We start from the raw sequence: 26307 nt of genomic DNA, 5'->3' as shown, positions 1-26307 counted from the left end.
CGTGGCGCTCCCCGCCGCCGCGGCCGCGGCCGTACCCGCCGCCGTGCCGGCGGCGCCGATCGAGCCGGCGACGCCGGCCGCCCCGGTGGCCGCTCCCGTCGAGCTTCTCGCTGTCGCCGCCGCCGAGCAGCCCGTGCTCGCCGCCCGCCCGGCATCCTCCGTGCGCCAGGCCGGCGCCCCCGTCACGCAGTTCCAGGTGGCACTCATCGGCACGGCGATGTTCCTCGCCGGCGCCCTGGCCCTGGGCCGCCGCCCGGTCCGCCGCCCGGCCCTGGCCTACCGCTGATCGCCCGGCCCGGTGCCGCAGCCGCCAGGGCACGGCCGCCCGGGCGCCCGGCCCGGATCAGCGGGTGAGGCCCTCCGCCCCCAACCACTCGGCGACGGCGCCCACGAAGGCGTCGCGCTCCTCGATCCACGGCAGGTGGCCGCTCTCCTCCAGCACCACCGAAGTCGCCCGGGGGGCGTTGCGGGCGATGCGGGCGGACTGGAACGGTCCGTTGAAGACGTCCGACCGCCCGGCCAGGACCAGGACGGGCACGGCCAGCGACTCCAGCCGGTCGACGGCGCTCCACCACGCCAGGGGCATGTAGGCGTCACGGGAGACGGCGGCCGAGAAGCTCGCCCGGGCGAAGATGCTGCCCGCCTCCGGCCGGCCGAGACGGTGGAAGAAGAACGGCTCGACGCCGCGCATCGTCGACTCCAGCTCCTCGTCCGAACCCGGCGGCACCCGCTGGAGCACCTCCACCTCGGGGGGTGTGGGTGGAGCCTCGAAGGCGTCGGCCAGGCTCTCGCTCGCCCCCAGCTCGCCGGGCGTGGCGCCCACCAGGATCAGCCCGGCTACCCGGTCCGGGTGCCGCAGCGCCGCCTCGACGGCGACGCTGGCCCCGGCGTGGTGGCCGAGGAGGAGCACCGGTCGGGGCCCGACGGCGGCCGCCAGCCCGGCGGCGTCGTCCGCCGCCCGCTCGACGGTGAACTCGCCCCGGTGGTCGTAGTAGACGAGGCGGAGGTGCGGGGCGAGGCAGTCGAGCCCGGGCCGCAGGTACTGGTGCCCCACCCCGATCCACCCGGGGAGGACCAGGCAGGTCGGCCCCGTGCCCGTCTCCTCGTACTCGAGGGTGGCTCCGTTGACGGCGGCGTTGGGCATGTCGCTCCGATGTACGGACGTGGCGGCGCCCTCGGACGGGCGTCCCCCGTTCCTACAGCAGGAACGAGAACAGCGGCGACCCGGGCGGGATGCGCTCGATGTGGAGCGGGCTGGCGTCCATGCGCCCGAGCAGTCCGGGCAGGTCCGCCGCCCGCTCCAGCTCGATGCCGACCAGGGCCGGCCCCGTCTCCCGGTTGTTCTTCTTCACGTACTCGAACACCACGATGTCCTCGCCCTGGACCAGTACCTCGTCCAGGAAGTGGCGGAGGGCACCGGGCTCCTGGGGGAAGGTCACCAGGAAGTAGTGGCGCAGCCCCTCGTACAGGAGCGATCGCTCGATGACCTCGGCATAGCGGCTCAGGTCGTTGTTGCCGCCCGACACCACGCATACCACCGGGCCCTCGGGCGCACGGGAGAGGAACGAGCGGGCGGCGGCGCTGGCCAGGGCGCCGGCCGGCTCGGCGATGATCCCCTCCGTCTGGTACAGGTCGATCATCTCGGTGCACACCGCGCCCTCGGGCACGGCCACGACCTCGTCGACGAGGTCCCGCACCACCGGGTAGGTGGTCGAGCCCACCAGGCCCACGGCCGCCCCGTCCACGAACGTGTCGACCTCGTCGAGGGTGACGGGGCCGCCCGCGTCGAGGGCGGCCCGCATGCTGGCCGCGCCGGCCGGCTCGGCGCCCACGATGTGGACGTTCGGCACGTGCCCGCGGATCCACGTGGCGATGCCGGCGATCAGCCCGCCGCCGCCGACGGGGACGACCACCGTGTCGAGCTCGCCGTCGGACTGCTCGGCGACCTCCACGCCCACGGTGCCCTGGCCGGCGATGGTGCGGGGATCGTCGAACGGGTGGACGTACACGGCGCCGCTCCGCTCGCTGTCCCGGTGGGCGGCGGCGCTGGCCTCGTCGTAGGAGTGGCCGACGACGACGGGCTGGACCCACCGGCCACCGATGGTCTGGATGCGCTGGCGCTTCTGGCGGGGCGTGTTGGTCGGCAGGAAGACGCGGCCCTTGATCCCGAGCTGGGCGCAGGCGTACGCCAGGCCCTGTCCGTGGTTGCCGGCGCTGGCGCACACCACCCCGCGCCCGCGCTCCTCGGGCCCGAGCGAGGCGATGAGGTTGTAGGCGCCGCGGGCCTTGTAGGACCGGCACACCTGCATGTCCTCCCGCTTCAACAGCACGGGCTGCCCCACCACCGCGCCCAGCCGGTCGCTCGCCTGCAACGGCGTGCGCCGGACCACCCCGGCCAGCCGCTTGGCCGCATGGGCGATCGCATCGGGAGTGAGGAGCTCCGCCATTTGAGCAGGATGCTAGGCCGTAAGGGCAAACACACCCTGAGCAGTTGAGAGGCCGGCCCCAGGCCGGCGGCCACGCCAGCCGCCGCAGGCGGCCCCCGATGGATGCCGGCCAAGGAGGGGTCAGGGCGGAGGCCCGGCGGCACAGGCCGGGCCGGAGCACCATCAAACTCGCCGAGCAACCTCCGGTTGCGACGGCGACCTGCGACGGCGACTACGAGGGTGCGAACCCCTGGCGCATGGTGTTCTCGGTGACGACGCGGGGGTCGAGGAACTGGAGGAGGTAGTCGGGGCCGCCCGCCTTCGAGCCCACGCCCGACATCCCGTACCCGCCGAAGGGCTGGCGACCGACGACGGCACCGGTGATGCCCCGGTTCACGTAGACGTTCCCCGCCCGCAGCTCGGCGGCGGCCCGGCGCACGTGTGCGGGCGAGCGGGAGAACACCCCGGCCGTGAGGGCGAAGTCGGTGTCGTCGGCGATCTCCAGGGCGTGGTCGAAGGTGCTGGCCCGGAAGACCGTGAGCACGGGGCCGAAGATCTCGTCGCGGGCCAGGGGCGAGGTGGTGGCGACGTCGGCCACGATGGTGGGGCCCACGAAGTACCCCTCGGAGGGGACGTCCTGGCGTGCCAGCAGCACCGTCCCCTCCCGCGGCGCCCGCTCCACGCATCCCCGGATGCGCTTCCACGCCTCGGCGTCGATGACCGGGCCGACTTTGACCGCCATCTCCCGGGGATGGCCCACGGGCAGCTCGCGCACGTGGCGCACCAAGCGGTCCACCGTCTCGTCGTACACCGCGTCGACGACGACCAGCCGGGACGCGGCGGAGCACTTCTGCCCGGCGTACCCGAAGGCCGACGCGGCCACGGCGGGAACGGCCTGGTCGAGGTCGGCGTCGGCGTCCACCACCAGGGCGTTCTTGCCGCCCAGCTCGGCCACCACCCGCTTGATGTGGCGCTGGCCGGGACGGAAGGCGGCCGCCGCCGCGTTGATGCGCAGGCCGACGTCCTTGGAACCGGTGAAGGTGACGAAGGCCACGCCCGGGTGCTCGACCAGGTGGGCGCCCACCTCCTCGCCCACGCCGGGAACGAAGCCGAGAACCCCCGGCGGCAGGCCCCCCGCCTCCAGCGCCTCCACCAGCCGGTAGGCGACGGCCGGCGTCTGCTCGGCCGGCTTGAAGACGACCGCGTTGCCGGCCACCAGCGCCGCCGTCACCATCCCGGTGGGGATGGCGAGGGGGAAGTTCCACGGGGCGATGACGACCCCCACTCCCTTGCCCTGGTAGCGCAGCACGTTCGACTCGCCCGGCGGCGACTCCACCACGCCGCCCTCGTCGAGGCGCAGCATCTCCCGCCCGTAGTACTCGCAGAAGTCGATGGCCTCGCACACGTCGCCGTCGGCGTCGCCCCAGGGCTTGCCCGCCTCGAACACCTGGAGGGCGGACAACTCGTCGCGGCGGGCGCGCATCCACTCGGCCGCCCGGAACAGCACGGACGCCCGCTCGTCCGCCGGCGTGCGCCGCCACCGCTCCCACGCCTTCTCGGCGGCGGCGACCGCCGCGTCGGCCTCGGCCGCCCCGCACGACGCCGACACGGCGACCACCGTCTCGGGGTCCCCCGGGTCGACGGACTGGATCGTGCGCTCCGTCGTCACCCGCCTGCCCTCGATGACGGCCGGGACCTCTGCGCCGAAGCCGGACGGCGCCGCCACCACGGCCGCAGCCATGCGGGCCCGGACGTCGGGGCGGCGCCACTCGGCCGGTGGCTCGTGGGCGTAGGGCCCCGGCTCGGCGGGGTCGGTGGCCGGGCGGCGGGCCGGGTCCTCGCGGTCGGGCAGGCGGTCGACGGCGGGGGCGGCGATGAGCTCGTCCAGCCCGCGCCCCTCGGCGAAGCGGTGGCGCACGAAGCTCTCGTTCGACGTGTTCTCCAGCAGGCGCCGCACCAGGTACGCCATGCCGGGGACCAGCTCCCCGACGGGGGCGTAGATGCGCAGGCGCAGGCCGAGCCGGCGGATGGCGGCCTGGATGGGCTCCGCCATGCCGTAGAGCATCTGGATCTCGTAGCCGGTGTCGGGGATGCCGTTGGCCTGGGCGTACCTCACCGCGTAGGCGAGGGACCGCAGGTTGTGCGACGCGAACGCCGCCCGCACCGTCGCGTGGTGGTCGTGCAGCAGGCGCACGCAGCGCTCGAAGTTGGCGTCGGTCTCCGCCTTGCGGGAGTACACCGGCGACGGCCAGCCCTCGGCCCGGGCCGTGATCGTCTCGGAGTCCCAGTAGGCGCCCTTCACCAGCCGGATGCCGACCGGGTGGGCCCGGCGGGCGCCGCCCGGCGCCGGCGAGGACGCCCAGGCGATGAGGTCGGCCAGGTCGTCGCGGGAGTCCTTGAGGTAGGCCTGGAGGACGACGCCGGCCTGCAGTTCGGCCAGCTCGGGCTCGTCCAGCAGGCCGCGGAACAGCTCGAGCGTCAGGTCCTTGACGTCGTAGTGCTCCATGTCGAACCACACGAACGCCCCGTGCTCGGCGGCCAGCCGCAGGAGGGGGAGCAGCCGGGCCCGGGCCTGGGCGAGGCCCTCGGCCCGGGTGAGGGGCGAGTAGAGCGACGCCAGGGCGGTGGGCTTGATGCTCAGGTTGGCCCGGGGCAGCGGGCCCAGGTCGTCGCGCTCGAGGTGGTCGTCCGGCGCCCACGACGCCGTTCCCCTCACCAGCGCCCGCAACAGCTCCTCCACCCGCGCCGCGTACCGGTCGGCGTCGGCCTCGGTGACGGTCTTCTCGCCGAGCAGGTCGACGGTGAACGCGCTCCCCTGCCGCCACAGGCGGTGGAGGACCGACACCGCCTCCGCCGGGGTCGGCCCGGCGATGAACTGCTGGGCCATGCGCTCGATGTTCCGGCGGGCGACGCCGGCGGAGATCCTGTCGCCCATGGGCATGCGCTCGGCCAGGTCGATCCCGAGCTCCATCACCCTGGGGGCGTCAGCGCCCTCGAAGTACTCGTCGATGTGGCGGAGCACGTCGGCGTCGTCGCCGGTGGCGGGGAACACGTCCACGAAGCGGAACAGCTGGGTCTTGAAGCTCGGGTGCGCCATGGCCCACCCGAGCATGCGCTCGCTCCACCACGACAGGTTGTAGACCCGCGCCTTCTCCCCCGCGCCCAGGTCGGCGATGCGACGGGCGAGGGCGGCGACCTCGGCGTCGGGGGGAGAGCCCACGGCATCGAGCGTACGGCCCGCCTGCGCCTACCGGGGCAGGACCGTCAGCCGGCCGACGGCCTCCACTCGGGGTCCAGCTGGCGGAGGAACTGGCGGCAGCGGTCCTCCTCGTCGGCCTCCCCGATGGCGCCGGCGGCCTGGCGCAGCCCGTCCAGCGACCGCAGGAACCCGTGGTTCGACTCGTGGCCCCAGCGCACGTAGCCCGAGCCGCGCCACCCGGCCTGGCGCAGGGCGTCCAGGCCCCGGTGGTAGCCGACGCGGAAGCAGGCGTAGGCCTCCACGTCGTCCCGGGCCAGCTCGCCCAGATGCGCCCAGGCGGCGAGGTACCGGGGGAAGGTGGCGGCGACGGCGCTCACCGCGTCCCGCCGCCGGTCGGGCGGCTCGGCCAGGGCCGCCTCCAGCCGCCGGGCCGCCTCGGCGGGCGCGGGCGGCAGGACGGTCTCGGGCAGGCCGGAGCCGAGGTTGACGGGCGACTGGGACATGGGGGAATCGTAGGCTCGCCCGTCCATGGGCGACGCCTGCACGTTCTGCCGCGTACGCGACGGCGACGTCCCCGCCGCCGTCGTGCTCGACGAGCCGGCCATCCTCGCCTTCCTCGACCACCGCCCCCTGTTCCCGGGGCACGTCCTGGTCCTGCCCCGGGAGCACCGCCCGACCCTCGTCGACGTGCCCGCCGGGGAGCTCGGGGCCCTCTTCGCCGCCGTCCAGCGGCTGGCCAGCGCCGTCCCGACCGCGATGGGCGCCCAGGGGACGTTCGTGGCCTTGAACAACGTCGTGAGCCAGAGCGTGCCCCACCTGCACGTCCACGTCGTGCCCCGGACGAAGGGCGACGGGCTCCGGGGCTTCTTCTGGCCGCGGCACCGCTACGCGAGCGACGGCGAGATGGCGGAGACCGCACGGCGGATCCGTACGGCGCTGGCGGCGGGATGACACGATAGGGGCGTGAACCTCTCCGGTCCCCGACGCACCCTCCTCTTCGTCGCCGTGATCGCCGTCGTGGCCCTCGGCGTCGCCGCCGTCGCCTTCGGCCTGGGCAACATCGGCGACGAGGACGACGGCGACCAGGCGGCCGTCACCACGACCACGACGTTCCCCTTCACCACCACCACGGCGCCGCCCGTCACCGGCGACACGACCACCACCACGGCGGCGGCCGCCACCACCACCACGAGGCCGGCGACCACCACCACCACGCGGGCGGCCACGACCACCAGCTCGACGTCGACCACGCTGTCGGCGTCGCCGTCGGCCTGCGGGACGGGCCAGGCGTCGGTGGCGTTCACGGCCAAGGACCTCGTCACCACCGCCATCAACTCGTCGTTCACGCCCGAGGCCACCGTCGACAACAAGGTGACCCAGGCCATCGAGGTCGAGGAGATCATCCTCGACGTCGTCTACCCGGGCAACGACGTCCGCACGGTGAGGTTCACCACCACCGGCACGGTGATCGCGCCGGGCACGAGTGCCAGCTTCACGGCCGACCGGCTCACGACCCCGCGGAAGTACGAGTCGGTGCGCTTCACCCGGTTCACCTACTTCACCCAGGGCCAGCAGGCCAACTGCCGGGTCACCACGCCGTAGTCTTCGACCTCATTCGTTCGCTTCGCTCGCTCCATTCGGTCGAGTTGGATCGTGCTCCGGCGGGCGAGCGGAGCTCGCCCGCCTCCGCACTGTCCTTTCTCGGTGGCCCGCAGCCGCAGAGGCCGCCTCCGGCGGCGAGTGCGGCCACCGGCCTTGCCACGCCATGGCGCCGTGGCGGTCGCGGCACGGCGCCGTCAGCCGACCCGGAGCAGGTGGTGGTCCCGCCGCCCGCGGCGGAGGACGACGTAGCGGTCGTGCAGGAGGTCGGCGCTGGTGAGCCGGTGGTCGAGCCCGCTGGCGCGCCGGTTGTTGACGTAGGCGCCGCCCTGCTCCACCGCCTTGCGGGCGGCCGACCGTGACGGGGTGAGCCCGCACTCCGCCAGCGCCTCGACGAGGGAGAGGCCCTCGCCCTCCAGCGCCGAGCGGGGCAAAACGGTCGACGGCGCCTCGGCGAACACGGCGAGCAGGCTGGCCTCGTCCAGCTCGGCGATCTCCTCGCCGAACAGGGCCCGCCCGGCCCGCTCGGCCGCGGCCGCCTCCGCCCCGCCGTGGACGAGGGTCACCACCTCGCGCGCCAGCGCCCGCTGGCCCTCCCGGCGCTCGGGGTGCCCGGCCGTCACCGCGTCCAGCTCCTCGACCCGCTCGCGGGGCAGCAGCGTGAGGGCTCGGAGGTAGGGGCCGACCCGGTCGTCGGGCGTGTTCAGCAGGTACTGGAACAGCTGGTACGGGCTGGTGCGGCCGGCGTCCAGCCAGACCGTGCCCGTCTCCGTCTTGCCCAGCTTGCGCCCCTGCTCGTCCACCAGCAGGGGCGTGGTCAGGCCGTAGGCCTGGCCGCCCCGCACCCGCCGGATGAGCTCGACGCCCGACACGATGTTCCCCCACTGGTCGCTCCCTCCGAGCTGGAGGCGGCAGCCGTGCCGGTCGAACAGGCGGAGGAAGTCGTAGGCCTGGAGGAGCATGTAGCTGAACTCGGTGTAGGAGATGCCCTGCTCGCGGCCCTCCAGGCGGGCCTTCACCGACTCCCGGGCGATCATGGCGTTGACGGTGAAGTGCTTGCCCACGTCGCGGAGGAACTCGAGCAGGCCGACGTCCCACAGCCACTCGCCGTTGTCGACCAGGAGGGCGCCGGCGTCGAAGTCGAGAAAGCGCTCCAGCTGGGCCCGGATGGCGGCGACGTTGGCCTCCAGCGCCTCGGCCTCCAGGAGGCTGCGCTCCTCGGTCTTGCCGCTGGGGTCGCCCACCATCCCGGTCCCCCCGCCGGCCAGGGCGATGGGGCGGTGCCCGGCCCGCTGGAGGCGCACCAGGTTGAGGACGCCGACCAGGTTCCCGAGCTGGAGGCTCGGCGCCGACGGGTCGAAGCCGGCGTAGGCGGTGAGCGGCTCGCCGTCCAGCCGCGCCGGCAGGGCCGGATCGGTCATCTGGTGGATCAGGCCACGGAACGCGAGGTCCTCGGACAGCGTCGGCATCGCCGCGCAGCCTGCCACGCCCCCGGCCCGCCCGACCGGCGCGTTTCCGCAGCCGTACCATGCGGCCGTGGCCCTCCTGGAGCGCTGCGTGGCGGTGGCGGGACCGCTGGACCTCCGCCGCACGCTGGCCCCGCTCCGCCACGGCGGGTTCGACCCCACGATGCGCATCGGGCCCGACGGCGTGTGGCGGGTCACCCGCATGGCCACGGGACCGGCGAGCGTCCACCTCACGCCCGGGCGCCACGGCGTGCGGGCCCGGGCCTGGGGCCCGGGCGGGGCGGAGGCGCTCGACGCCGTACCCGACCTGGTCGGCGCCGACGACGACCGGTCCGGCTTCGAGCCGCACCACCACCCCGTCGTGGCCGCCCTCGACCGCCGTCTCCCCGGCATCCGCATCCCGCGCTCGGGCTCGGTGCTGGAGGCGCTGGTGCCGATCGTGCTGGAGCAGAAGGTCACCGGCATCGAGGCCGAGCGCTCCTTGCGGGCGCTCGTCCGCAGCCTGGGCGAGCGGGCACCCGGGCCGGCGGGCGACGGCGGCCTCCTGGTGCCGCCGGCGCCGCAGCGGCTGGCGGCGACGCCGTCGTACGCCTTCCACCCCTTCGGGGTCGAGCGCAGGCGGGCCGACACCATCCGCCGGGCGGCCGCCGTCGCCCCCGCCCTCGAGCACCTCATCGCGCTCCCTCCGGCCGCCGCCCGCCGGCGCCTGTGCGCGCTCCCCGGGGTGGGGCCGTGGACGGCCGCCGAGGTGGCGCTGGTCGCCCTCGGGGACCGCGACGCCGTCCCGGTGGGCGACTACCACCTCCCCCACCAGGTCGCCTGGGCACTGGCGGGCGAGGCCCGGGGCGACGACGCCCGGATGCTCGAGCTGCTCGAGCCGTTCGCCGGCCACCGCGGCCGCGTCGTCCGCCTGGTCGTGGCCGCCGGCGTCACCGCGCCGCGTTTCGGCCCCCGTGCCGAGGTCCGATCGATCGCCGGGATCTGAGCCGATCCGACCCGCCGCCGGCGCGCCGCAGCGGCCCTCGCCGGTGCCTACAGGTCGAGCACGACCACGTGGTGCGGCAGGCCGATGGCCTCGAAGCCCTCACCCACCACCTCCCACCCGTGGCGGGCGTAGAACCCGAGGGCGACGTCACGGCCGTTGGCCCAGAGCACCTCGTAGCCGTCCCGGCGGGCCCGGTCGACCACCGCCTCCAGCAGCCGGGCGCCGACGCCGCGGCCCTGCCACAGCGGGTCGACGGCCATGCCCCGCAGCCGGGTCGCACGGGCGCCGGGCCGGTGCGGCGTGGCCTCCGGGAAGGTCGTGGCGATGGCGACGACCGCAGCGTCGGCGTCCTCGAGGGCCAGGTGGACGGTCCCGGGGCAGTCGTCGTCCGGGTACTCGACCGACGCGCCCGGGAGGTGCCCGCGCAGCACCCGCCGGCGCAGGTCGTGGGTCGCCCCTGCCTCCACCTGTCGCACGCGCACGGCCTACGTTGGCAGACGTGGCGGAGGTCGTCGTCGTCGGGGCGGGCGTCGCCGGCCTGGGCAGCGCCCTCGCCCTGGCCCGCGCCGGCCACCGGGTGACGGTCGTCGAGCGCGACGCCGTCCCTCCGGCCGACTCGCCCGACGCCGCCTTCGAGCACTGGCGCCGGCGGGGCGCGCCGCAGACCCGCCACTCGCACGCCTTCCTGGCCCGCCTGCGCAACGTTCTCCGCGACCGCTTCCCCGACGTCCTGGCCGACCTGCTGGACGCCGGCGTCACCGAGATCGACTTCACCCGCCACCCGCCGCCCGCCCTGCACCCCCTGGAGCGGGAGCCGGGCGACGAGGACCTGGTCGGCCTGGCCTGCCGGCGCACGACCTTCGAGTGGGTCCTGCGCCGGTCGGCCCTCGCCGCCGACGGGGTCACCTTCGTGCCCGGCGAGGTCACCGGGCTGGTGGCGGGCGACGTCGCCGGCGGCATTCCCCACGTCGCCGGCGTGGCCCTGGCCGGCGGGGCCGTGCTGCCGGCCGACCTCGTGGTGGACGCCGGCGGGCGCCGGTCGGCGCTCCCCCGATGGCTGACCGACATCGGCGCCGACCCCGTCCCCGAGTCCGAGGAGGACACGGGGATCGTCTACTCGTCCCGGTTCTATCGCGTGGAGGGTGGCTACGACGCCGCCGCCCACGGCCTCGTCGTGGGGGACCTCGGCTACCTCAAGTACGCCGTCTTCCCGGGCGACAACGGCACGTTGTCGATCACCTACGGCGTCCATGCCGACGACGCCGACGTGCGCCGGCTGCTCCGGCCCGGGCCGTTCACCGCCCTCGCCGCCGAGCTCCCCGCCACCCGTCCGTGGGTGGAGCCGGGCCGGTGCGAGCCCCTCACCGGCGTCGAGGTCATGGGTGGCCTGGTGAACCGCAGGCGGCGCTTCACGGTGGACGGGCGCCCGCTCGCCACCGGCGTCCACGCCGTCGGCGACGCGTCCATCTGCACCAACCCCCTCTACGGACGGGGCTGCGCCCTGGCGCTGGTGCACGCCGTCGCCCTGGCCGACACGCTGGCCGGCAGCGGCGATCCGGTGGAGGCGGCCGTCGCCTTCGCCGAGGCCACCCGGTCGACCATCGGGCCGTGGTACGGCGCGTCGGTGGCCCAGGACCGCCATGACCGGCGGGCCCGCAGCGACGACGGGGACGACGACGAGAGCGGCGGTGTCGGCGTCGGGTCGCTGATGCGCCACGGGCTGCTGCCCGCCGCCGGCACCGACCCGCTGGTGTGGCGGGCCTTCATCCGGACCTTCAACCTCCTCGACCCGCCCGACGCCCTCATGCGCGACCCCGAGGTGGTGATGCGGGTGATGGCCGCGTGGCAGTCGCGGGGCGACCGGCCGCCGCCGCCCCGCCTCGGTCCCGACCGGGCCGAGCTGCTCCAGCGCCTTGCCGGGGCGGCGTAGGCGCGGCCTACCCTTCCGCCCATGCACCCCGGAGCGCACGCCGCCACCGACCCCGCCAAGCCGGCGGTGATCATGGCCCGGTCGGGTGCCGTGGTCACCTACGGCGAGCTCGACGCCGGGGCCAACCGGCTGGGCAACCTCCTGCACGCCCGCGGGCTCGGGCCCGGCGGCTCCATGGCGCTGTGGATGGAGAACAACGCCACCTATCTGGAGGTGGCGTGGGCGCCCCAGCGGTCGGGCCTGTACTACACGCCCATGAGCTCCCGGCTGACGGCCGGCGAGGTCGCCTACATCCTCGACGACTGCGGCGCCCGGGCCCTGGTCACCTCGTACGAGTGCCGCCGGGTCGCCGCCGAGGTCGTCGACCGCCTCCCCGGGCTGCACACCCGCCTCATGGTGGGCGGCGTCGTCGACGGCTTCGAGCCCTACGAGGAGGTGGTGGGCGCCCAGTCGGCCGACCCGCCGGCCGAGCCCCTAGAGGGGCGCAGCATGCTCTACTCGTCGGGGACGACCGGTCGCCCCAAGGGCGTGAAGAAGGAGCTGGGGCGGGTTCCCCTCGGCACCAAGGGCTTCGACTCGGTGCTCGGCCTCGGCACCATGCTCTACGGCTACGACCCCGACATGGTGTTCCTGTCGCCGGCGCCGCTGTACCACGCCGCCCCGCTGTGGTTCACCATGGCCGTCCATCGAATCGGCGGTACGGCGGTGGTCATGGAGCACTTCGACCCCGTCGAGTTCCTCGCCCTGGTCGAGCGCCACCGGGTGACCCACACCCTCGTCGTGCCCACCATGCTCGTCCGGCTGGTGAAGCTGGCCGACGAGGACCGGGCCCGCTTCGACGTGTCCAGCCTGCGCTGCTGCGTCCACGGCGCCGCCCCCTGCCCGGTGGCGGTGAAGGAGGCGGTGATCGACTGGTGGGGGCCGATCGTCCACGAGTACTACGCCGGAACCGAGGCCAACGGGTTCGTCGCCTGCAACTCCGAGGAGTGGCTGGCCCACCGGGGGACGGTCGGGCGCTCGTTGGGCGGCCCCACCCTGCACATCCTCGGCCCCGACGGCGAGGAGCTTCCGCCCGGCCAGGTGGGCCGCGTGTACTTCGCCGGTGGTCCCGACTTCGAGTACCACAACGACCCCGCCAAGACGGCCGCCGCCCACGACGCCCGGGGCCGCACGACCCTGGGCGACATCGGCTACGTCGACGAGGACGGCTACCTGTACCTCACCGACCGGGCCGCCTACACCATCATCAGCGGCGGCGTGAACGTGTACCCCCAGGAGGCCGAGGACGTCCTGGTCACCCATCCCCGGGTGCTGGACGCCGCCGTGTTCGGCATCCCCGACGACGACCTGGGCGAGCAGGTGAAGGCGGTGGTCCAGCCGGCCGACCCGGGCGACGCCGGCCCCGAGCTGGAGGCCGAGCTCATCGCCTGGTGCCGCCGGCACCTGGCGGCCTACAAGTGCCCCCGGTCGGTCGACTTCGAAGCCGAGCTGCCCCGCCACCCGACGGGCAAGCTCTACAAGCGCCTGCTGCGCGACCGGTACTGGGCGGCCGCCGGCAGGGAGGCGCCGAGCGCCGCCGTCGGCTGAACCGGCTGCGGCGGGCGGGACATCTCGCTGGCTGCGGAGGACCGCAGCAGAGCACACCGGGACGACCGATAGGCGTGATTTGGCGCGCCAATGGAGCGCCGGAATAGCAGAGTCGACGACTTCGGGGGAGAAACTCGATCACAAAATGCGAGGTCCGCGCTTGAAAAGCCGGTTCGCACCTTTCATTCTCCTTTACAAGGCTACGTTGGGAGGTTCGATGGATCGACTGGTACGCAAGGTCGCTGCAGCTCTCATCGCCGGGGTCTTGACCGCTGGGTTTGCCACACCGGCCATGGCCGAAAAGCCCGGTACCAACGATCGCCCATGTCACGGCAACTCGAAGCATGCGGGCCCGCAGGGCGGTGGCGCCTGCCCGCATCCCTGAGCACGACGTAGTCGGCGGCACCGACCGACACCTGGCGTGTGAAGTCCGGCGAAATGCCCCGGGTGCCGCGAGAGAGGCCACGGGAAATCCATTGGTCCGGCGCTGACCCGTCGCCGACCAGGCTTTCCGGAACAGACCACCGTAGGTGGCCCGCTCATTTGGTCAGACGGCCCGCCTTGCGGCGTGCCGGGCGAGATGCCGCAGGGAGGCCGCCCGGCGCCAGATGGGATGGATGGGCTAGATCGCCTCCTCGCCCATCTCCCCGGTACGGACCCGCATGAGGCGCTCGACGTCGACGATCCACACCTTGCCGTCGCCGATCTTGCCGGTGTGGGCCGTCTTGCGGATGACGTCCATCACCCGCTCGGCGTCGTCGATGGAGCACACGACCTCGACCTTGAGCTTGGGGATGAGGTCCACGGTGTACTCGGCGCCGCGGTAGGTCTCGGTGTGGCCGCCCTGGCGGCCGAAACCCTTCACCTCGGTGACGGTGAGGCCCTGCACGCCGGTGCTCTTCAGGCCGTCCTTCACCGACTCGAGCATGTGGGGCTTGATGATGGCGGTGACGAGCTTGATCACGGGGTCGCTCCCGCCGTCGGCACGGACGCCGCCGCCCGGTCGCCGACCAGGGGCGTCGGCCTGAGCACTGGGGTGATGTCGGGACCGTAACCGGGGACGCCGTGCTCGGGCACGTCGAGCCCGGCCAGCTCCTCTTCCTCCGAGACCCGCAGCCCGACGGTGGCCTTGATGACGGCGAAGAGGATGCCGGCGGTGACCGCCACGAAGGCGCCCACGGCGACGACGCCGATGACCTGGCTGACCAGCTGGTCGGTGCCACCGCCGTAGAGCAGGCCCTGCTTCCAGAAGTCGGAGTCCTCGGTGGCGAACAGGCCCACGGCGATGGTGCCGAAGGCGCCGCACACGCCGTGCACCGAGATGGCGCCGACCGGGTCGTCGACGCGGACCCGGTCGAAGAAGAACACGGCGGCGACGACGAGGACGCCGGCCACCGCACCGATGACGATGGCACCCACGTTGCTGACCGCGGCGCACCCGGCGGTGACGCCCACCAGCCCGGCCAGCATGCCGTTGGCCGTCATGGCCACGTCGGGCTTCCCGGTCTTGGCCCAGATGGTGAGCATGGCCATGATGGCGCCCGACACGGCGGCCAGGGTGGTGGTGACGGCGATGCCGCCGATGGCGCCGTCGGCCGCCAGCTCCGAGCCGGGGTTGAAGCCGTACCAGCCGACGAGCAGCACGAACGTGCCGAGGACGGCGAAGGGGATGCTGTGGCCGGGGATGGCCCGGGGCTTGCCGTCGGGACCGTACTTGCCGATGCGGGGCCCGAGGAAGATGGCCCCCATGAGGGCGGCGACGCCGCCGGTCTGGTGGACCATGGTGGACCCGGCGAAGTCGTGGAACGGCGTGGACAGCTGGGCCAGCCACCCGCCGCCCCAGTTCCAGTGCACGACCACCGGGTAGATCAGGGCGGAAAGGACGATCGAGTAGATGAAGTAGCTCTTGAACCTGGTCCGCTCCGCCATGGCGCCGGACACGATGGTGGCGGCCGTCGCCGCGAAGGCCACCTGGAAGAGGAACGTCACCGGCACCGTCAGCGTGCCGTACTGGAACGCCCCGTCGCCGAGGAACCAGCCCCCGGCGCCGAAGAAGTCGTTGCCGTCGGCGCCGAAGGCGATGGCGTAGCCGACGGCGAAGAAGGCGACGGCGCCGGCGCTGAAGTCCATCAGGTTCTTCATCATGATGTTGGCCACGCTCTTGGCCCTGGTGAGGCCCGCCTCCACCAGGGCGAAGCCGGCCTGCATCAGGATCACCAGCACGGCGGCCACCAGGACGAAGACGTTGTCCAGGTTCGTCTGCACGTCCTCGGCCGAGATGGTCGCCTCCTGGGCCCAGGCCGCCTCGCTGCTGAGCAGGAGGAGGCCGGTCGTGAGCGCCCCGCCGAGGGCCCACCTTCTCGTTCGCTTCACCGCTGCCGTCCTTTCGTCGTGCTCCGCTTCGCCGCCGGCGAGATGCCACGGGGCCACGGGGAGACGGTCGGGAGCACGGGCGCAGGGAGGCCGAGGCCCACGGGTGGCATCGGGCCCCTCGCGCCGTGTGACACCGCCGACCAGCCCTCGGGGCTCACTGCCGGCGACCGTACGACGGCTGTGTGTCGACGCCGTCTCTGTCCCGTGAACACGCTGTTTCGAGTTCCCCGGCCCGGGGAGACGACGTGGACTAGTTCAGCAGTGCGCGGAGGGAGACGGCGCGGGCGCGGGCCTGGCCGGTGCCGTCGCCCGAGATCTGGTCGGCCAGCTCGTCGAGCGTCTCGGCCGCCTCGACGAAGCGCCCGATGGACGCGAGGGCGCGGGCGACGTCGGCCCGGTCGGCGGCCGTCTCGGGGGGGACGGCCGCCCGGAGGCGGTACACCCAACCCGACGACGGCGCGTCGCCGGCGGACAGGTAGAGGTGCCGCAGGTTGGTGAGCATCCGCACGAGGATGGCCCGCGGGCCGGCGGTGGCGAGCATCTGGGGCCCGAAGGCCGGCCCCGGGCCGTGGACGTTGCGGAACAGCCGCTGGCAGTCGTCGGGGTCGAGGGTGCGCCCGCCGCCGAACGGGTCGAGGATCTCGCCGCCGTCCTCGTGGCGCACCAGGAAGTGACCGGGCATGCCCACCCCGACCAGGGTGAGGCCGAGCCGCCGGCCGACTTCGATGGTGAGCACCGACAGCGAGATCGGGATGCCCACCTTGCGGTCCATGACGTCGTTGAGGAACGAGTTGCGCGGGTCGCCGTAGCGGCGGGCCTCGCCGCGGAAGCCGAGTTCGTCGAAGAGATGGCGGCGCAGCGCCTCGACCGTCGGCTCGGCGCAGCCGGTGGCGAGGCCGTCGAGGCGGCCCACCTGGGCTCCCACGTCGAGGTCCGGGTAGGCGTGGGCGGCGATGAGCAGCGCCGCCTCGTCGAGGGGGATGTCCGCCTCGGGGCGGCGCACGACCTCGGCGAAGCGCTCGGTGGCGTCGATCATCGGCGGAACAGCAGGTTGAGGACCACCGTGGCGACGACCGAGACCAGGATGCTCGTGGCCAGCGGAACGTAGACACGCACGTTGCCCTTGCCGAACGACACGTCACCGGGGAGGCGACGGAGGCCGAGGGCGGAGGCGGCGACCAGCAGCCCGCCGGCGACGCCGGCGACGAGCGCCACGATCAGGAGCGCGCGTCCGATCCGAGAAGCGTCCATCGTCGGGATCGTACCCACCGCGACCCGGTGGTCATTCGTGCGACGCCGTCCACGCCACCAGCGCGTCCGCTCCCGCGGTGTTGACGACGCGTGTCGCGTCGACGCCGCACTCGGCGGCCCGGGCGCAGCCGTAGGGCTGCCAGTGGAGCTGGCCGGGCGCGTGGGCGTCGGTGTCCACCGCGAAACGGCACCCGGCCTCCACCGCCTGGCGCAGCAGGCGCCGGGGCGGGTCGAGCCGCTCCGGTCGGCTGTTGATCTCCACGGCCTTGTCGTGCTCCACGGCGGCGGCGAACACGGCGGCGGCGTCGAACGTCGACTCGGGGCGGCCGCGTCCGACGACGATCCGGCCCGTGCAGTGGCCGAGGACGTCGAGGTGGGGGTTCGCCAGCGCCCGCACCATCCGCGCCGTCATCAGGGGCGCCTCCATCCGCAGCTTGGAGTGGACGCTCCCCACCACCACGTCGAGGCGGGCCAGCAGCTCCGGCTCCTGGTCGAGGGAGCCGTCCTCGTTGATGTCGACCTCGATGCCGGTGAGGATCCGGAACGGCGCCAGGTCCTCGTTGAGCTCGGCGACGACGTCGAGCTGGCGGCGGAGCCGCTCGGGCGAGAGCCCGTTGGCGACGGTGAGGCGGGGCGAGTGGTCGGTCAGGGCGACGTACTCGTGCCCGAGGTCGCGGGCGGCCCGGGCCATCTCGTCGATCGGGCTGCCACCGTCCGACCAGTCGGAGTGGGTGTGGCAGTCGCCCCGAAGGGCCGCCCGCAGCTCGGCTCCGGGGCCGGTGGTCGTGTCGGGCAGCTCCCCCTCCAACCGGGCGAGGTAGGACGGCACCTCGCCGGCCAGCGCCTGGAGGACGACCCGCTCGGTCTTCTCCCCCACGCCGGCCAGGTTGCGCAGGCGGCCGGTGGCGGCGAGGCCGGCCAGCTCGTCGCGCCCCAGGGCCTTCACCGAGGCGGCGGCCGTGCGGAAGGCGCGCACGCGGTAGGTCGGCTCGCGCATGCGCTCGAGCAGCTCGGCGATCCGCTCGAGGGCCTCCACCGGACCGAGCGGCCGTGGGCCCGGCGCCGTCGGGGGCGTGTCCTCCCGGCTCAGTCCCTGCCCCTGCCCTTCTTCTTGCCGCGGTCGTCGTCGTCGTCCCCGCCGCCGCCGTCGTCGTCGTCCGTCGCCGGGGGCGGTGCAGTGGTCGTGGTCGTGGTCGTGGTGGTCGTCGCCGCCGTGGTGGTGGTCGCCTGCGACGGGTCGACGCCGTCGATGCGGCCGAGCAACGCGCTCATGGCGCGGAAGGCGGCGTCGGACAGGCGGCCCTCGGCCCTCCACTGGGCCGCGTCGCGCAGCAGGGCGTTGGCCTCCCCCGCTCCGCCACCGGCCTCCACCTGGTCGGCGACCTTCTCCAGCCGGTCGCCCGCCTCCGGCCCCATCGGCCCGTCGCCGGTGCGGACACGACCGGCCAGGTCCCGCAAGGCGGTGACCACGGCGTCGCCCGCCGAGGCGTCGTCCGAGCCCCGCCCGGCGGCGAGGGCGACGACGAGGAACACGCCGAGCAACAACACGGCGAGGACGGCGAGGCGTCTGGGCGCGAACGGCCGGCGGCCGGCGCCCACCTGCCGCGCCGGGGCAGGCGGCGGGGCGGCGAAGCCGGGGTCTCCGACCAGGGTGGCGTCGCCCGGCCCGCCGGCGCCGGACGGATCGGGGCTCGCGGTGGGCACCAGGGCAACGGTGTCGTCGCCCGCCGGGTCGTCGCCGGCCGGGTCGTCGCCCGCGAGCAGGCGCGCCATCTCCCGCGCCGACGCCGGGCGGGACGACGGGTCCCGTGCCATCGACCGCTCGGCGGCGGCGGCGAGGTCGGGTTCGACGTCGGGTCGCAGGTCGACCAGCCGGGGCGGGACGTCGTGGAGGACGGCCTGCGCCATCGCCACCGGCGTGTCGGCGACGAACGGCTTGGTGCCCGCCAGCGCCTCGTAGAGGACGACACCCAGGGCGTACAGGTCCGACCGCTCGGTGGCCGGTCGGCCCTCCAGGCGCTCGGGGGCGAGGTAGGCGGGCGTCCCGACCAAAAGCCCCGTGCCGGTGAGGTCGCCGGCCAGCTCCAGGCTCTTGGCGATGCCGAAGTCGGCCACCTTGGCGGACCCGTCGGCGGCGAGAAGGATGTTGCCGGGTTTCACGTCGCGGTGCACCAGCCCGGCCGCGTGGGCGGCACCGAGCGCGCCGAGGACGTCGCCCGCCACCCGCCGGAGCCACGCCTGGTCCACCGGGCCGGCGGCCATGCGGTCGGCCAGCGTCTCCCCGGGCAGGCGCTCCATGACCAGGTACGGCGTCCCCTCGTCCTCGCCGGTGTCGAAGACCGCCACCACGTTGGGATGGGAGAGGCGGGCGGCCGAGCGGGCCTCGGCCTCGAACCGCTCGCGGACGCCTGTGTCCGCCGCCATCTCGGGCCGCAGCACCTTGACGGCCACGGCCCGGTCGAGCCGCTCGTCGTGGCCTTCGTAGACCTCCGCCATGCCGCCTCGGCCCAACCGCGGCCCCAGGCGGTAGCGCCCGCCCAGAAGGCGGGCCCTCACCGGTACCTCCGCCGATCCCATTGCGGCTACCCGTACCCCGGGGCGCTCGCCGCGATGCGCCTCGGATGCGCCGGGGACGCTCACCCGCTGCGCTCCGGACCGGCCCGCTCGATATCGATGCGGAGGAGCACCCGGCGTTCCCGGTCCATGGCGGCACGGAAGTCGTCCCAGTCGGGGTGCTCGCCGGCCGCCCGGCGGTAGAGGTCGATCAACCCCTGCATGGCCTCGGGGAGCGGGACGATCTCGGCCCTCCCGTCGACCTGGACCCACGGACCGACGAACCCGTCGGAGAGGGCGCACAGCGACACGCGCGGGTCGCGGCGGGCGTTCCTCGTCTTCATCGCCGTCTCCCTGGTGCTGATCGCCACCTTGCCGTCGGCGTCGACGGCGGCCATCACGGGAGAGGCCTGGGGCCGCCCGTCGGTGCGCAGGGTGATCAGCACGGCGCGGTGGTGGTCAGCGAGGAACGCCCGTGCCTGCTCGATGTCCATCGGGCCAGCCTGCCACCCGCCGGCGCCCGCCGACCAGCGCCGGCGCCGCGGCCCACCCGGGGTCGCCCCCCGGTGCGGTCGGCTGCGCCAGACTCGGCGGCCATGGACCCCGCCGTCGAGTTCCTGCTCTACCTGGCCGCCGCCGGCTGCTTCCTCCTCGCCGCCCTGGGCGGCGCCAGGAAGGGCGCCAACCCGGCCGCCCTGTTGCCCGTCGGCCTCCTGCTGTGGCTCGCTCCCACCTTGTGGGAGGCGGGCGAACGGGCCCTGTAGCGAGCGGCTAACCGCCGGCCGGCGGCGGTCCGCCGCCGGGGCGGGGCCGGCCCCGCAGGCCCAGGTCGGCGGCCAGGCGCCGGCCGGCCTCGCCGGCACGGCGACCGAGCGAGTGCGAGGTCTCGTCCGCGTGCGCCTGCAGCGTCACGCGCAGCTCGTCGAGCGTCCGCTGGAGGGCGGCGGCCCGCGCCTCGATGGCCGCCAGCCGCTCGGTCGTCTCGCCGGGGCCCGCCCGGAGCGCCACCTCGATGGCGGCCAGGCGGTGGTCGAAGCCGTCGAGGGCCTCGGAGAACGACGCCAACATGCCGTGGAGCACGGCGATCACCCCGTCGCCCCCCTGGCCCTCGTTGCTCGGCACGCCGCTCTCGTCCACCCCGACGAGGGTAGAGGCCCTCAATGCTGGTGGTGGGGACCGCCCGGCGGCGTCCACGGGTGGTCGCTGCGGAGCTCGGCGACCAGGCTGTCGACCACGTCGACCAGCGTCCCCCCGTTCGACACGACCTCCCGCTGGCGCACGTAGCTCGGGCGCTCGACCATCACCAGCAGGTCGCCCAGCTCGGCCTCGCAGCCGAGGCGGGCCGCCACCGGCCCCAGTCGAACGACGAGGTCGGCGACGGCGTCGCGCAGGGGGACGAGGTGGCCCTCGTCGTCGACGATGATCTGCGCGTCCACGCCATGGCGGGCGGCCCGCCACTTGTTCTCGCGGACGATCCACGCCGCCGACACGGGAAGGGAGCCCTCGCGGTCGTAGACCCCGTTCATCCACTCGACCAGGCACTGGCTGGTGGCGGCCACCGCCGCCACCTCGGACATGGTCGGCGTCCCGTCGCAGATCCGCAGCTCCACCGTCCCGAAGTCGGGGTGCGGGCGGATGTCCCACCACACCTCGCGGATCGAGCTGATGGCGCGGGCCGAGATCAGTGTCGTCATGAAGCGCTCGAACTCCGCCCATCCGTCCATCTGGTACGGGATCCCCGCCGTCGGCAGCGCCTCGAACACCTTGGAGCGGGTGGACGCCAGCCCGGTGTCGCCGCCCATCCAGAAAGGGCTCGAGGCCGACACGGCCAGGAAGTGCGGGATGTACGACGCCAGGGCGTTGGCGATGGCGACGGCCCGCTCCCCCGACCGCACGCCGACGTGGACGTGGATGCCGAAGATCTGCAGTCGCCGGGCCGGCCACTGCATCTCCTCGATGAGCCGGTGGTAGCGGGGGTCGGGGCTGATCTTCTGCTCGTCCCACGTGGAGAACGGGTGGGTGCCCGAGCACAGCAGCTCCAGGCCGCGGCGGTCCGTCTCCGCCCGCAGCTCGGCCAGGGTCACCTCCAGGTCGGCGCGCGCCTCCGCCACCGTCGAGCAGATGCCGGTGATGATCTCGACCGTCGACTCCAGCAGCTCGTGCTTCGCCTTGGGGTGGGCGCCGCCGGGGCGGCCCCGGCCCAGCACGTCGAGGATCTCCGACGCCGCCCCGTGGAGCTGGCGGGTCCGCCCGTCGACCACCTCCAGCTCCATCTCGACGCCCAGGGTGGCGCCTTGCGACGGCTGGAACGGGATGTGCACCGCCGGAGTCTGCTACAGCCCGCCGGGGGCTCCGGACCGCCCACCGGGCCGTTCTGTCAGTGGCGCGGCAGCCAGGGGTTGAGCGGGAGGCCGGCGACGGCGCCGGCGAAGCGGGCGTCCCCGAAGGCGAAGACCCCGCCGTCGGCGGACACGAGTCGATAGCCGCGGCCGCTCGCCGTGAGGTCGACGGCCGTGACCGGCGCGTTCATCGCCTGGCCCGCCATGGAGCCGGCGAAGTGGGCGTCGCCGAAGGCGAAGACCCCGCCGTCGGCCGACACCAGCAGGTAGCCGTCCCCGGTACGGGTGGGCTCGAGGCCGACGACGCGACCGGAGCCCGACCGGCCGGTCAGCCCGCCCAGGTACGGCGCGTCGCCGAAGGCGTACACGGCGCCGTCCGACGCCACCAGCCAGTACCCCTGTCCCGACGGGGTGGGCGCCAGGGCGACGATCGGCGCGGCGCCCGTCCCGGCGCCGCCCAGGCCGCCGTGGTACGGAGCGGAGCCGAAGGCGTAGACCCCCCCGTCCGCCCCGGCCAGCCAGTAGCCGTTCTCGTCTGCCGCGCCCGCCATGGCGACGATGGGGGCGTTCAGCGGGCGACCGGCCAGCGAGTCGAGGTAGGGCGCGGCGCCGAAGGCGAACACGCCGCCGTCGGCCGACGCCAGCCAGTACCCGTTGGCGCCCTTGAGCGGGACCAGGGCCACGACCGGCGCGTTGAGGGCGGCGTCGGCGAGCGACGGGAAAACGGGCACCCGGCCGTAGGCGAACACGCCGCCGTCGGCGCTGGCCAGCCAGTACCCGCCGCGCGTGGGCAGGCCCCAGCGCCGGACGCGGGCCGAGGCGGCGGCCACGATCCCGCGCGTGGTGACGGGAGCGACGGGCGCCGCCTCGGGGGGCCGGACGGGCGCCGGCCGCGGCGCAGGCGGCGTGCGCGGCGCCGACCGGGACGCCCTCGGTACAGCCGGAGCAGCCGCCGGAGCGGGCGCCACCGCCGCCGGCGCCGCGGTCGCCGCGGCCGCCGTCTTGGCGAACATCTGGGCCACCCACACCCGCCCGTCGGCGCTGGTGACCGCCCCCGTGCCGACCAGGGTGAAGTCCCCGAGGATGTTGGCCCGGTGCGGGGCCGACGCCAGCAGACCGGCCTCGACCTCGCCGATCGACGCGCCGACGCCCACGTTCTGGCCGACTCGGGTCCAGTCGGGCACCACCGCCCCGATGGCGTCGGCCAGGCCGGGCAGGTGGTAGAGCGACGCCCTGGCCGCCATGGTGGCGGCGTGGCTGGCCGCCACGGAGTCGAGACCGTCGTGCTCGGCGACGGCCGGCAGCCCGGCGTCGGCCCGGGCGCTGAGCACCACGCCGGCGGCCGGTCCGGCGGTCGCCAGCTCGGGCAGCGTGAAGGCCAGCACCAGGACCGCGGCCAACGCCCCCGCCGCCACCCGGGGTCGCCACTCGGCGGCTGTGCGTCGGCGTTCTCGTCCTCCCGGCGGCATCGGCGCGTGCGGCTCCCCTCTGTGGCGACCCGGAGCAGCCCGCGGACCGACGCGCCGATCGAGCCTGTCGCCGGCGGTCCGCCTCGGGTGCTCCCCTTTCCCTGGCCCGAGAACGTAGTCGCGACGACCGCAAAAGGAAAGGACACGACGAAAGCCCCTACAAGGGGCCCGGGGCCGGGGCGGCCACCCCCCGGAGCGCTCCTATCATGGCCCATCGCCGACCTCTACTCGCCGGACCCGGCCGAGCGACGCGAGGCGGCTCTGCGCCTCGGTCGGCTCGGCCGTCGGGCGCTGCGGCACCGGGCCGGGGGATGGCCGGACCACAGCCCGGGGGCGCTCAACGCCTGGCTCCTCCTGGTGACGACCAAGCCCCCGACCTGGCGGGACACGCTCGTGCTCTGGCCCGACGACCCGCCCGCCCTCGGCCAGCCCCACCACGGCTTCTTCTACCCCGACCCCCTCGGCTTCTGGGCCGAGGTCCGCCGGTGGGCGACCGTGGTCGTGCGCACCCGCCGGCCCGAGTGGTCCACCTCCGACGCCCTAGCCGTCACGACGCTCCTGCACGTCGGCGACGACGCCGGGCGGCTGGGTTGGGCCCGGTCACTCATGCGCCCGCACGTCGTGCTGTTCCTCGACGAGCCGTCCTGGGTGGCGGCGGGCATGGACGTCGACCGGGACCCGCACCACGTCCCCGACCCCCACCGGCCGCAGCAGGTGTACGAGGGCTTCTGGGGCGCCACCGCCGACGGGACGGTCGTCGGCAAGGCCCCCCAGCACCCCGCCATGCACAACCTCTACCGGGCCGAGGACATGGACCGCTTCCTGGCGTCGGCCCCTCGCTGAGGACCGGCGCTCACCCCACCAGCTTGGGCGGCGCCATGGTCGTGGTCGTGGTCGGCCCCGTGGTGGTCACCGTGGTGGTCGCGGTCGTGGTCGGGACGATCGGGTTGGCGCAGCCGTAGTCGAAGTCCTTCTTCAGGGCAGCCAGGTCGGCCACGCCGATGCTCACGCCCAGGTTCTTGTGCAGGTGCGCCATCATGTGCTCGTCCAGGAGCCCGGCCACCTCCTTGAGGTCGTTCTCGATCGTCACGTCCAGGTCGGCGGCAAGCGCGACCACGCCGAGCGAGGTCACCGTGGCGTCGAACGACGACCCGGTGGACAGCCCGAGGGGCGACGAGCCCACCCGCTTGCCGGTGGAGCTGGGCGTGAACTGACCGGGGTAGGCGAACTCGACGTTCTCCGACGTCGGGTCGGTGAGCGCCACTCCACCGCTGGTGGCCACCGTCGCCACCGGCACGCTGGCGAGCAGCACCGTCGCGTTCACGCCGAGGGTGGCCGACGTCGACGCCGAGAAGGCCTTCAGGTCGGTGGTGACCCCGATGCCCGGGCTCGTCCCCGAGCAGGTGATCGCCGACAGGGTGCCCGTGGCGCCCGCGCTCTGGAGCGTGAAGGGGAACGAGCCGACGAGACGGGCGTCGGTCAGGCCGGTGACCACCAGGGGCCGGTCGAGGGTCGGGGTGATCGTCATCTCGACCTGGGCCGTGCTGACGCCGCTGCCGGCGGGGCCGATGTAGGTGCGCTTGGCCTCGATGACCTTGAGGCTCAGGCTGGTGGTCCCCAGCCCCGGGATGCTGATCCCGATGTCTGGGATGCTGACCAGGTTGGTCCCGTTGGCGACCATGGCGCTGCCGACCAGGAGCTCCCAGGCGTTGAGCTCGGTGGCCAGGGCGGCGTCCCCCGAGCCCGCGGCGACCGTGATGAGGTCGTCCAGCTGGAACGTGGCCGTGCTCGTGGCCTGCGCCGTGATCCCGAGGGGCCCCGCGTACAGGGCGGCTTGCGACGGCTCGCCGGCGGCGTTCAGGGCGTTGGCGGTGGCCTTCGCCAGGTCGGCGAGCTTCAGGTCGGCGGCCAGCAGCTCGTCGACGGTGCCGAACTGCACGCCTGACTCGAGGAGCTCGAGCTGGCTCTGCAGGTCCGCCAGGGTGATTCTTGCGTCCACCAGCCCCTGCCAGCCGACGACGTCGGCGGTGCCTCCGCCCGAGGCGGTGCCCTTCATCCACGCCCCCAGCACCTTGTTCAGCAGCGACGCCTTGGTGGTGTCGACGGACGCCAGGGTGGACCCGATGGTGAACCCGGCGGTCGGGACCGGCGTCGCTGTCGACGTGGTGGTGGTGGGCGTGGTCGGCGGCGGTGTCGGGGCCTCCCGCTGGCCCACGGCCGTGGCCGTCACGCTCCTGGAGCCGGGGGCGAAGATGTAGTCGATCCTCGCCGTGAGGGTGACGCGCACCGAGTCGCCGGCCGGGTCGACCGTGAAGGCGCGGGAGGAGTCGATGGCGCCCCGCTCGGCCACGAGGGAAGCGCCCTCCTCGGTGGGGTCGAATCCGTTGCGGTCGGCCGACGCCTCCGCCGCCGTCTGTGCGTTGTCGACGTCCCGGGCGGCGTCGAGGGCGGCGAGGTCGGCGATCTTCTGGAGATCGCGCTTCTCCAGCACCTGGCGGCCGATGTCGACGGACAGGGCCATGGAGGCCAGAGCGAGGACGAGGGCGGGAACGGCCAGAACCAGGACGACGCCCCGCTGGTCGCGCCGCGCCCGGTTGAGGAACAGCGACCTTCTCACGTCTGCTCGTCTCCTAGTCGGTGAGCTCGACGACCGCCGTCGAGGTGAGGTTGGAAGGGATGACGAGCCCGAGGCCGGGGGCAGGCGGCACGATGGGCCGGGTGGAGTAGGGGTAGACGATCTTCACGGTGATGCACTCGGCCGCCCCGCACGGCGCGATGGACGCCGTCGTGTCGCCCGGCTCGTACTTGGTGCCGAACCAGTCGAGCGCCTGGTCGACCTTCTCCCTCGCCCGCACGACCCGCTCGTCGTCGGCCGTCATGGGGTCGTCGACCACGGCCACGGCGGCCCGGGCGCCCTCGGCGGCGGCGTGGGTCAGGCTGTTCTTCGCCGCCAGGATCACGCCGAAGCTGATGAGGGCGTAGATCACCAGGACGAACAGGGCGAACACCAGCGAGAACTCCACGAGGACGCTGCCCCGTTCCGCCCGCTTCGTGCGCCTTCCGGCGCCCCTCGCACCTCGACCCCTCACACCGGCCCTCCGATCCGCCTCGTCCTTCGGGGGGACTATCG

At 74.3% G+C, this 26307-nt stretch carries 26 protein-coding genes; 8 read left to right on the top strand and 18 right to left on the bottom strand.

The window, feature by feature from the left end; genetic code table 11:
* The coding region (locus tag VM242_06085; GenBank protein HVM04722.1) for a hypothetical protein at positions 1 to 286 on the top strand (286 nt) is incomplete at its 5' end.
* A gap of 57 nt (positions 287 to 343) precedes the next feature.
* Here the strand turns inward: VM242_06085 and VM242_06080 are convergent.
* The 4 genes from VM242_06080 to VM242_06065 all read right to left on the bottom strand — a co-directional run bounded on the left by VM242_06080 (position 344) and on the right by VM242_06065 (position 6128).
* Complete coding sequence (locus VM242_06080) at positions 344 to 1144, bottom strand: alpha/beta hydrolase (protein HVM04721.1); 801 nt, start codon at positions 1142 to 1144, stop codon at positions 344 to 346.
* A gap of 52 nt (positions 1145 to 1196) precedes the next feature.
* Complete coding sequence (ilvA, locus tag VM242_06075; GenBank protein ID HVM04720.1) at positions 1197 to 2447, bottom strand: threonine ammonia-lyase IlvA; 1251 nt, start codon at positions 2445 to 2447, stop codon at positions 1197 to 1199.
* Positions 2448 to 2658: 211 nt separating this feature from the next.
* Positions 2659 to 5646, bottom strand: coding sequence for an L-glutamate gamma-semialdehyde dehydrogenase (gene pruA, locus VM242_06070; GenBank protein ID HVM04719.1), 2988 nt, complete (start codon positions 5644 to 5646; stop codon positions 2659 to 2661).
* A 44-nt stretch (positions 5647 to 5690) separates the two neighbouring features.
* Complete coding sequence (locus VM242_06065; GenBank protein ID HVM04718.1) at positions 5691 to 6128, bottom strand: DUF3151 family protein; 438 nt, start codon at positions 6126 to 6128, stop codon at positions 5691 to 5693.
* Positions 6129 to 6153: 25 nt separating this feature from the next.
* Between VM242_06065 and VM242_06060 the strand changes: the two genes are divergently transcribed.
* Positions 6154 to 6576 (top strand): HIT family protein, encoded by a 423-nt coding sequence (locus VM242_06060; GenBank protein HVM04717.1) that lies wholly within the window; start codon positions 6154 to 6156, stop codon positions 6574 to 6576.
* Positions 6577 to 6588: 12 nt separating this feature from the next.
* A complete protein-coding gene (locus tag VM242_06055; GenBank protein HVM04716.1) occupies positions 6589 to 7227 on the top strand; it encodes a hypothetical protein in 639 nt (212 codons plus the stop codon).
* 194 nt (positions 7228 to 7421) lie between these two features.
* Here the strand turns inward: VM242_06055 and tyrS are convergent, their stop codons facing one another.
* Positions 7422 to 8693, bottom strand: coding sequence for a tyrosine--tRNA ligase (gene tyrS, locus VM242_06050; GenBank protein HVM04715.1), 1272 nt, complete (start codon positions 8691 to 8693; stop codon positions 7422 to 7424).
* Positions 8694 to 8760: 67 nt separating this feature from the next.
* On the opposite strand from tyrS, the gene VM242_06045 reads away from it, so the two are divergent.
* Positions 8761 to 9675, top strand: a complete 915-nt coding sequence (locus VM242_06045; GenBank protein ID HVM04714.1) for a hypothetical protein — start codon at positions 8761 to 8763, stop codon at positions 9673 to 9675.
* Between the two features lie 47 nt (positions 9676 to 9722).
* On the opposite strand, the gene VM242_06040 is transcribed toward VM242_06045, so the two are convergent.
* Positions 9723 to 10151: a GNAT family N-acetyltransferase gene (locus VM242_06040; GenBank protein HVM04713.1), complete on the bottom strand. Its 429-nt coding sequence runs from the start codon at positions 10149 to 10151 to the stop codon at positions 9723 to 9725.
* Between the two features lie 23 nt (positions 10152 to 10174).
* Here VM242_06040 and VM242_06035 point away from each other — a divergent pair, with 23 nt between their 5' ends.
* Both VM242_06035 and VM242_06030 read left to right on the top strand, forming a co-directional pair.
* Positions 10175 to 11605, top strand: a complete 1431-nt coding sequence (locus VM242_06035) for an FAD-dependent oxidoreductase (protein ID HVM04712.1) — start codon at positions 10175 to 10177, stop codon at positions 11603 to 11605.
* 21 nt (positions 11606 to 11626) lie between these two features.
* Positions 11627 to 13192, top strand: coding sequence for an AMP-binding protein (locus tag VM242_06030; protein ID HVM04711.1), 1566 nt, complete (start codon positions 11627 to 11629; stop codon positions 13190 to 13192).
* Positions 13193 to 13814: 622 nt separating this feature from the next.
* On the opposite strand, the gene VM242_06025 is transcribed toward VM242_06030, so the two are convergent.
* The 7 genes from VM242_06025 to VM242_05995 form a co-directional block, all read right to left on the bottom strand.
* Entirely contained in the window at positions 13815 to 14153 is a 339-nt protein-coding gene (locus tag VM242_06025; protein HVM04710.1) for a P-II family nitrogen regulator, read from the bottom strand.
* Positions 14153 to 15565 (bottom strand): ammonium transporter, encoded by a 1413-nt coding sequence (locus tag VM242_06020; GenBank protein ID HVM04709.1) that lies wholly within the window; start codon positions 15563 to 15565, stop codon positions 14153 to 14155. The genes VM242_06025 and VM242_06020 overlap by 1 nt, the downstream gene beginning before the upstream one ends.
* 250 nt (positions 15566 to 15815) lie before the next feature.
* On the bottom strand, positions 15816 to 16601 hold the full coding sequence (locus VM242_06015) for a transglutaminase-like domain-containing protein (protein HVM04708.1): 786 nt from the start codon (positions 16599 to 16601) through the stop codon (positions 15816 to 15818).
* Positions 16598 to 16816 carry a DUF2905 domain-containing protein gene (locus VM242_06010; protein ID HVM04707.1) on the bottom strand — a complete coding sequence of 73 codons (219 nt, stop codon included), beginning with the start codon at positions 16814 to 16816 and terminating at the stop codon, positions 16598 to 16600. The genes VM242_06015 and VM242_06010 overlap by 4 nt, the downstream gene beginning before the upstream one ends.
* 31 nt (positions 16817 to 16847) lie before the next feature.
* Positions 16848 to 17852 carry a PHP domain-containing protein gene (locus tag VM242_06005; protein HVM04706.1) on the bottom strand — a complete coding sequence of 335 codons (1005 nt, stop codon included), beginning with the start codon at positions 17850 to 17852 and terminating at the stop codon, positions 16848 to 16850.
* A 50-nt stretch (positions 17853 to 17902) separates the two neighbouring features.
* A complete protein-coding gene (locus VM242_06000) occupies positions 17903 to 19372 on the bottom strand; it encodes a serine/threonine-protein kinase (GenBank protein HVM04705.1) in 1470 nt (489 codons plus the stop codon).
* An 80-nt stretch (positions 19373 to 19452) separates the two neighbouring features.
* On the bottom strand, positions 19453 to 19863 hold the full coding sequence (locus VM242_05995) for a PPOX class F420-dependent oxidoreductase (protein ID HVM04704.1): 411 nt from the start codon (positions 19861 to 19863) through the stop codon (positions 19453 to 19455).
* 102 nt (positions 19864 to 19965) lie between these two features.
* On the opposite strand from VM242_05995, the gene VM242_05990 reads away from it, so the two are divergent.
* A complete protein-coding gene (locus VM242_05990) occupies positions 19966 to 20133 on the top strand; it encodes a hypothetical protein (protein ID HVM04703.1) in 168 nt (55 codons plus the stop codon).
* A 7-nt stretch (positions 20134 to 20140) separates the two neighbouring features.
* Here VM242_05990 and VM242_05985 read toward each other — a convergent pair whose 3' ends face one another.
* Genes VM242_05985 through VM242_05975 form a run of 3 tightly spaced genes read right to left on the bottom strand, consistent with a single transcriptional unit; the run spans position 20141 to position 23108 of the window.
* Complete coding sequence (locus VM242_05985; protein HVM04702.1) at positions 20141 to 20506, bottom strand: hypothetical protein; 366 nt, start codon at positions 20504 to 20506, stop codon at positions 20141 to 20143.
* A 20-nt stretch (positions 20507 to 20526) separates the two neighbouring features.
* The gene (locus VM242_05980) at positions 20527 to 21690 is read right to left on the bottom strand and encodes a glutamate--cysteine ligase (protein HVM04701.1); all 1164 of its coding nucleotides are present in this window, start codon (positions 21688 to 21690) and stop codon (positions 20527 to 20529) included.
* A gap of 56 nt (positions 21691 to 21746) precedes the next feature.
* The gene (locus VM242_05975) at positions 21747 to 23108 is read right to left on the bottom strand and encodes a CAP domain-containing protein (protein ID HVM04700.1); all 1362 of its coding nucleotides are present in this window, start codon (positions 23106 to 23108) and stop codon (positions 21747 to 21749) included.
* 426 nt (positions 23109 to 23534) lie between these two features.
* Here VM242_05975 and VM242_05970 point away from each other — a divergent pair, with 426 nt between their 5' ends.
* The gene (locus VM242_05970; GenBank protein ID HVM04699.1) at positions 23535 to 24020 is read left to right on the top strand and encodes a hypothetical protein; all 486 of its coding nucleotides are present in this window, start codon (positions 23535 to 23537) and stop codon (positions 24018 to 24020) included.
* Positions 24021 to 24030: 10 nt separating this feature from the next.
* Here VM242_05970 and VM242_05965 read toward each other — a convergent pair whose 3' ends face one another.
* Together VM242_05965 and VM242_05960 are read right to left on the bottom strand one after the other, a co-directional pair.
* Positions 24031 to 25794 carry a pilus assembly protein TadG-related protein gene (locus VM242_05965; GenBank protein ID HVM04698.1) on the bottom strand — a complete coding sequence of 588 codons (1764 nt, stop codon included), beginning with the start codon at positions 25792 to 25794 and terminating at the stop codon, positions 24031 to 24033.
* Positions 25795 to 25807: 13 nt separating this feature from the next.
* Positions 25808 to 26200 carry a TadE/TadG family type IV pilus assembly protein gene (locus tag VM242_05960; GenBank protein HVM04697.1) on the bottom strand — a complete coding sequence of 131 codons (393 nt, stop codon included), beginning with the start codon at positions 26198 to 26200 and terminating at the stop codon, positions 25808 to 25810.
* Positions 26201 to 26307 lie beyond the last annotated feature (107 nt).

The organism is Acidimicrobiales bacterium, from assembly GCA_035540975.1.
GTDB lineage: Bacteria > Actinomycetota > Acidimicrobiia > Acidimicrobiales.
Note: the sequence above shows the minus strand (reverse complement) of the source record. Positions and strands in the feature narration are given on the sequence as shown.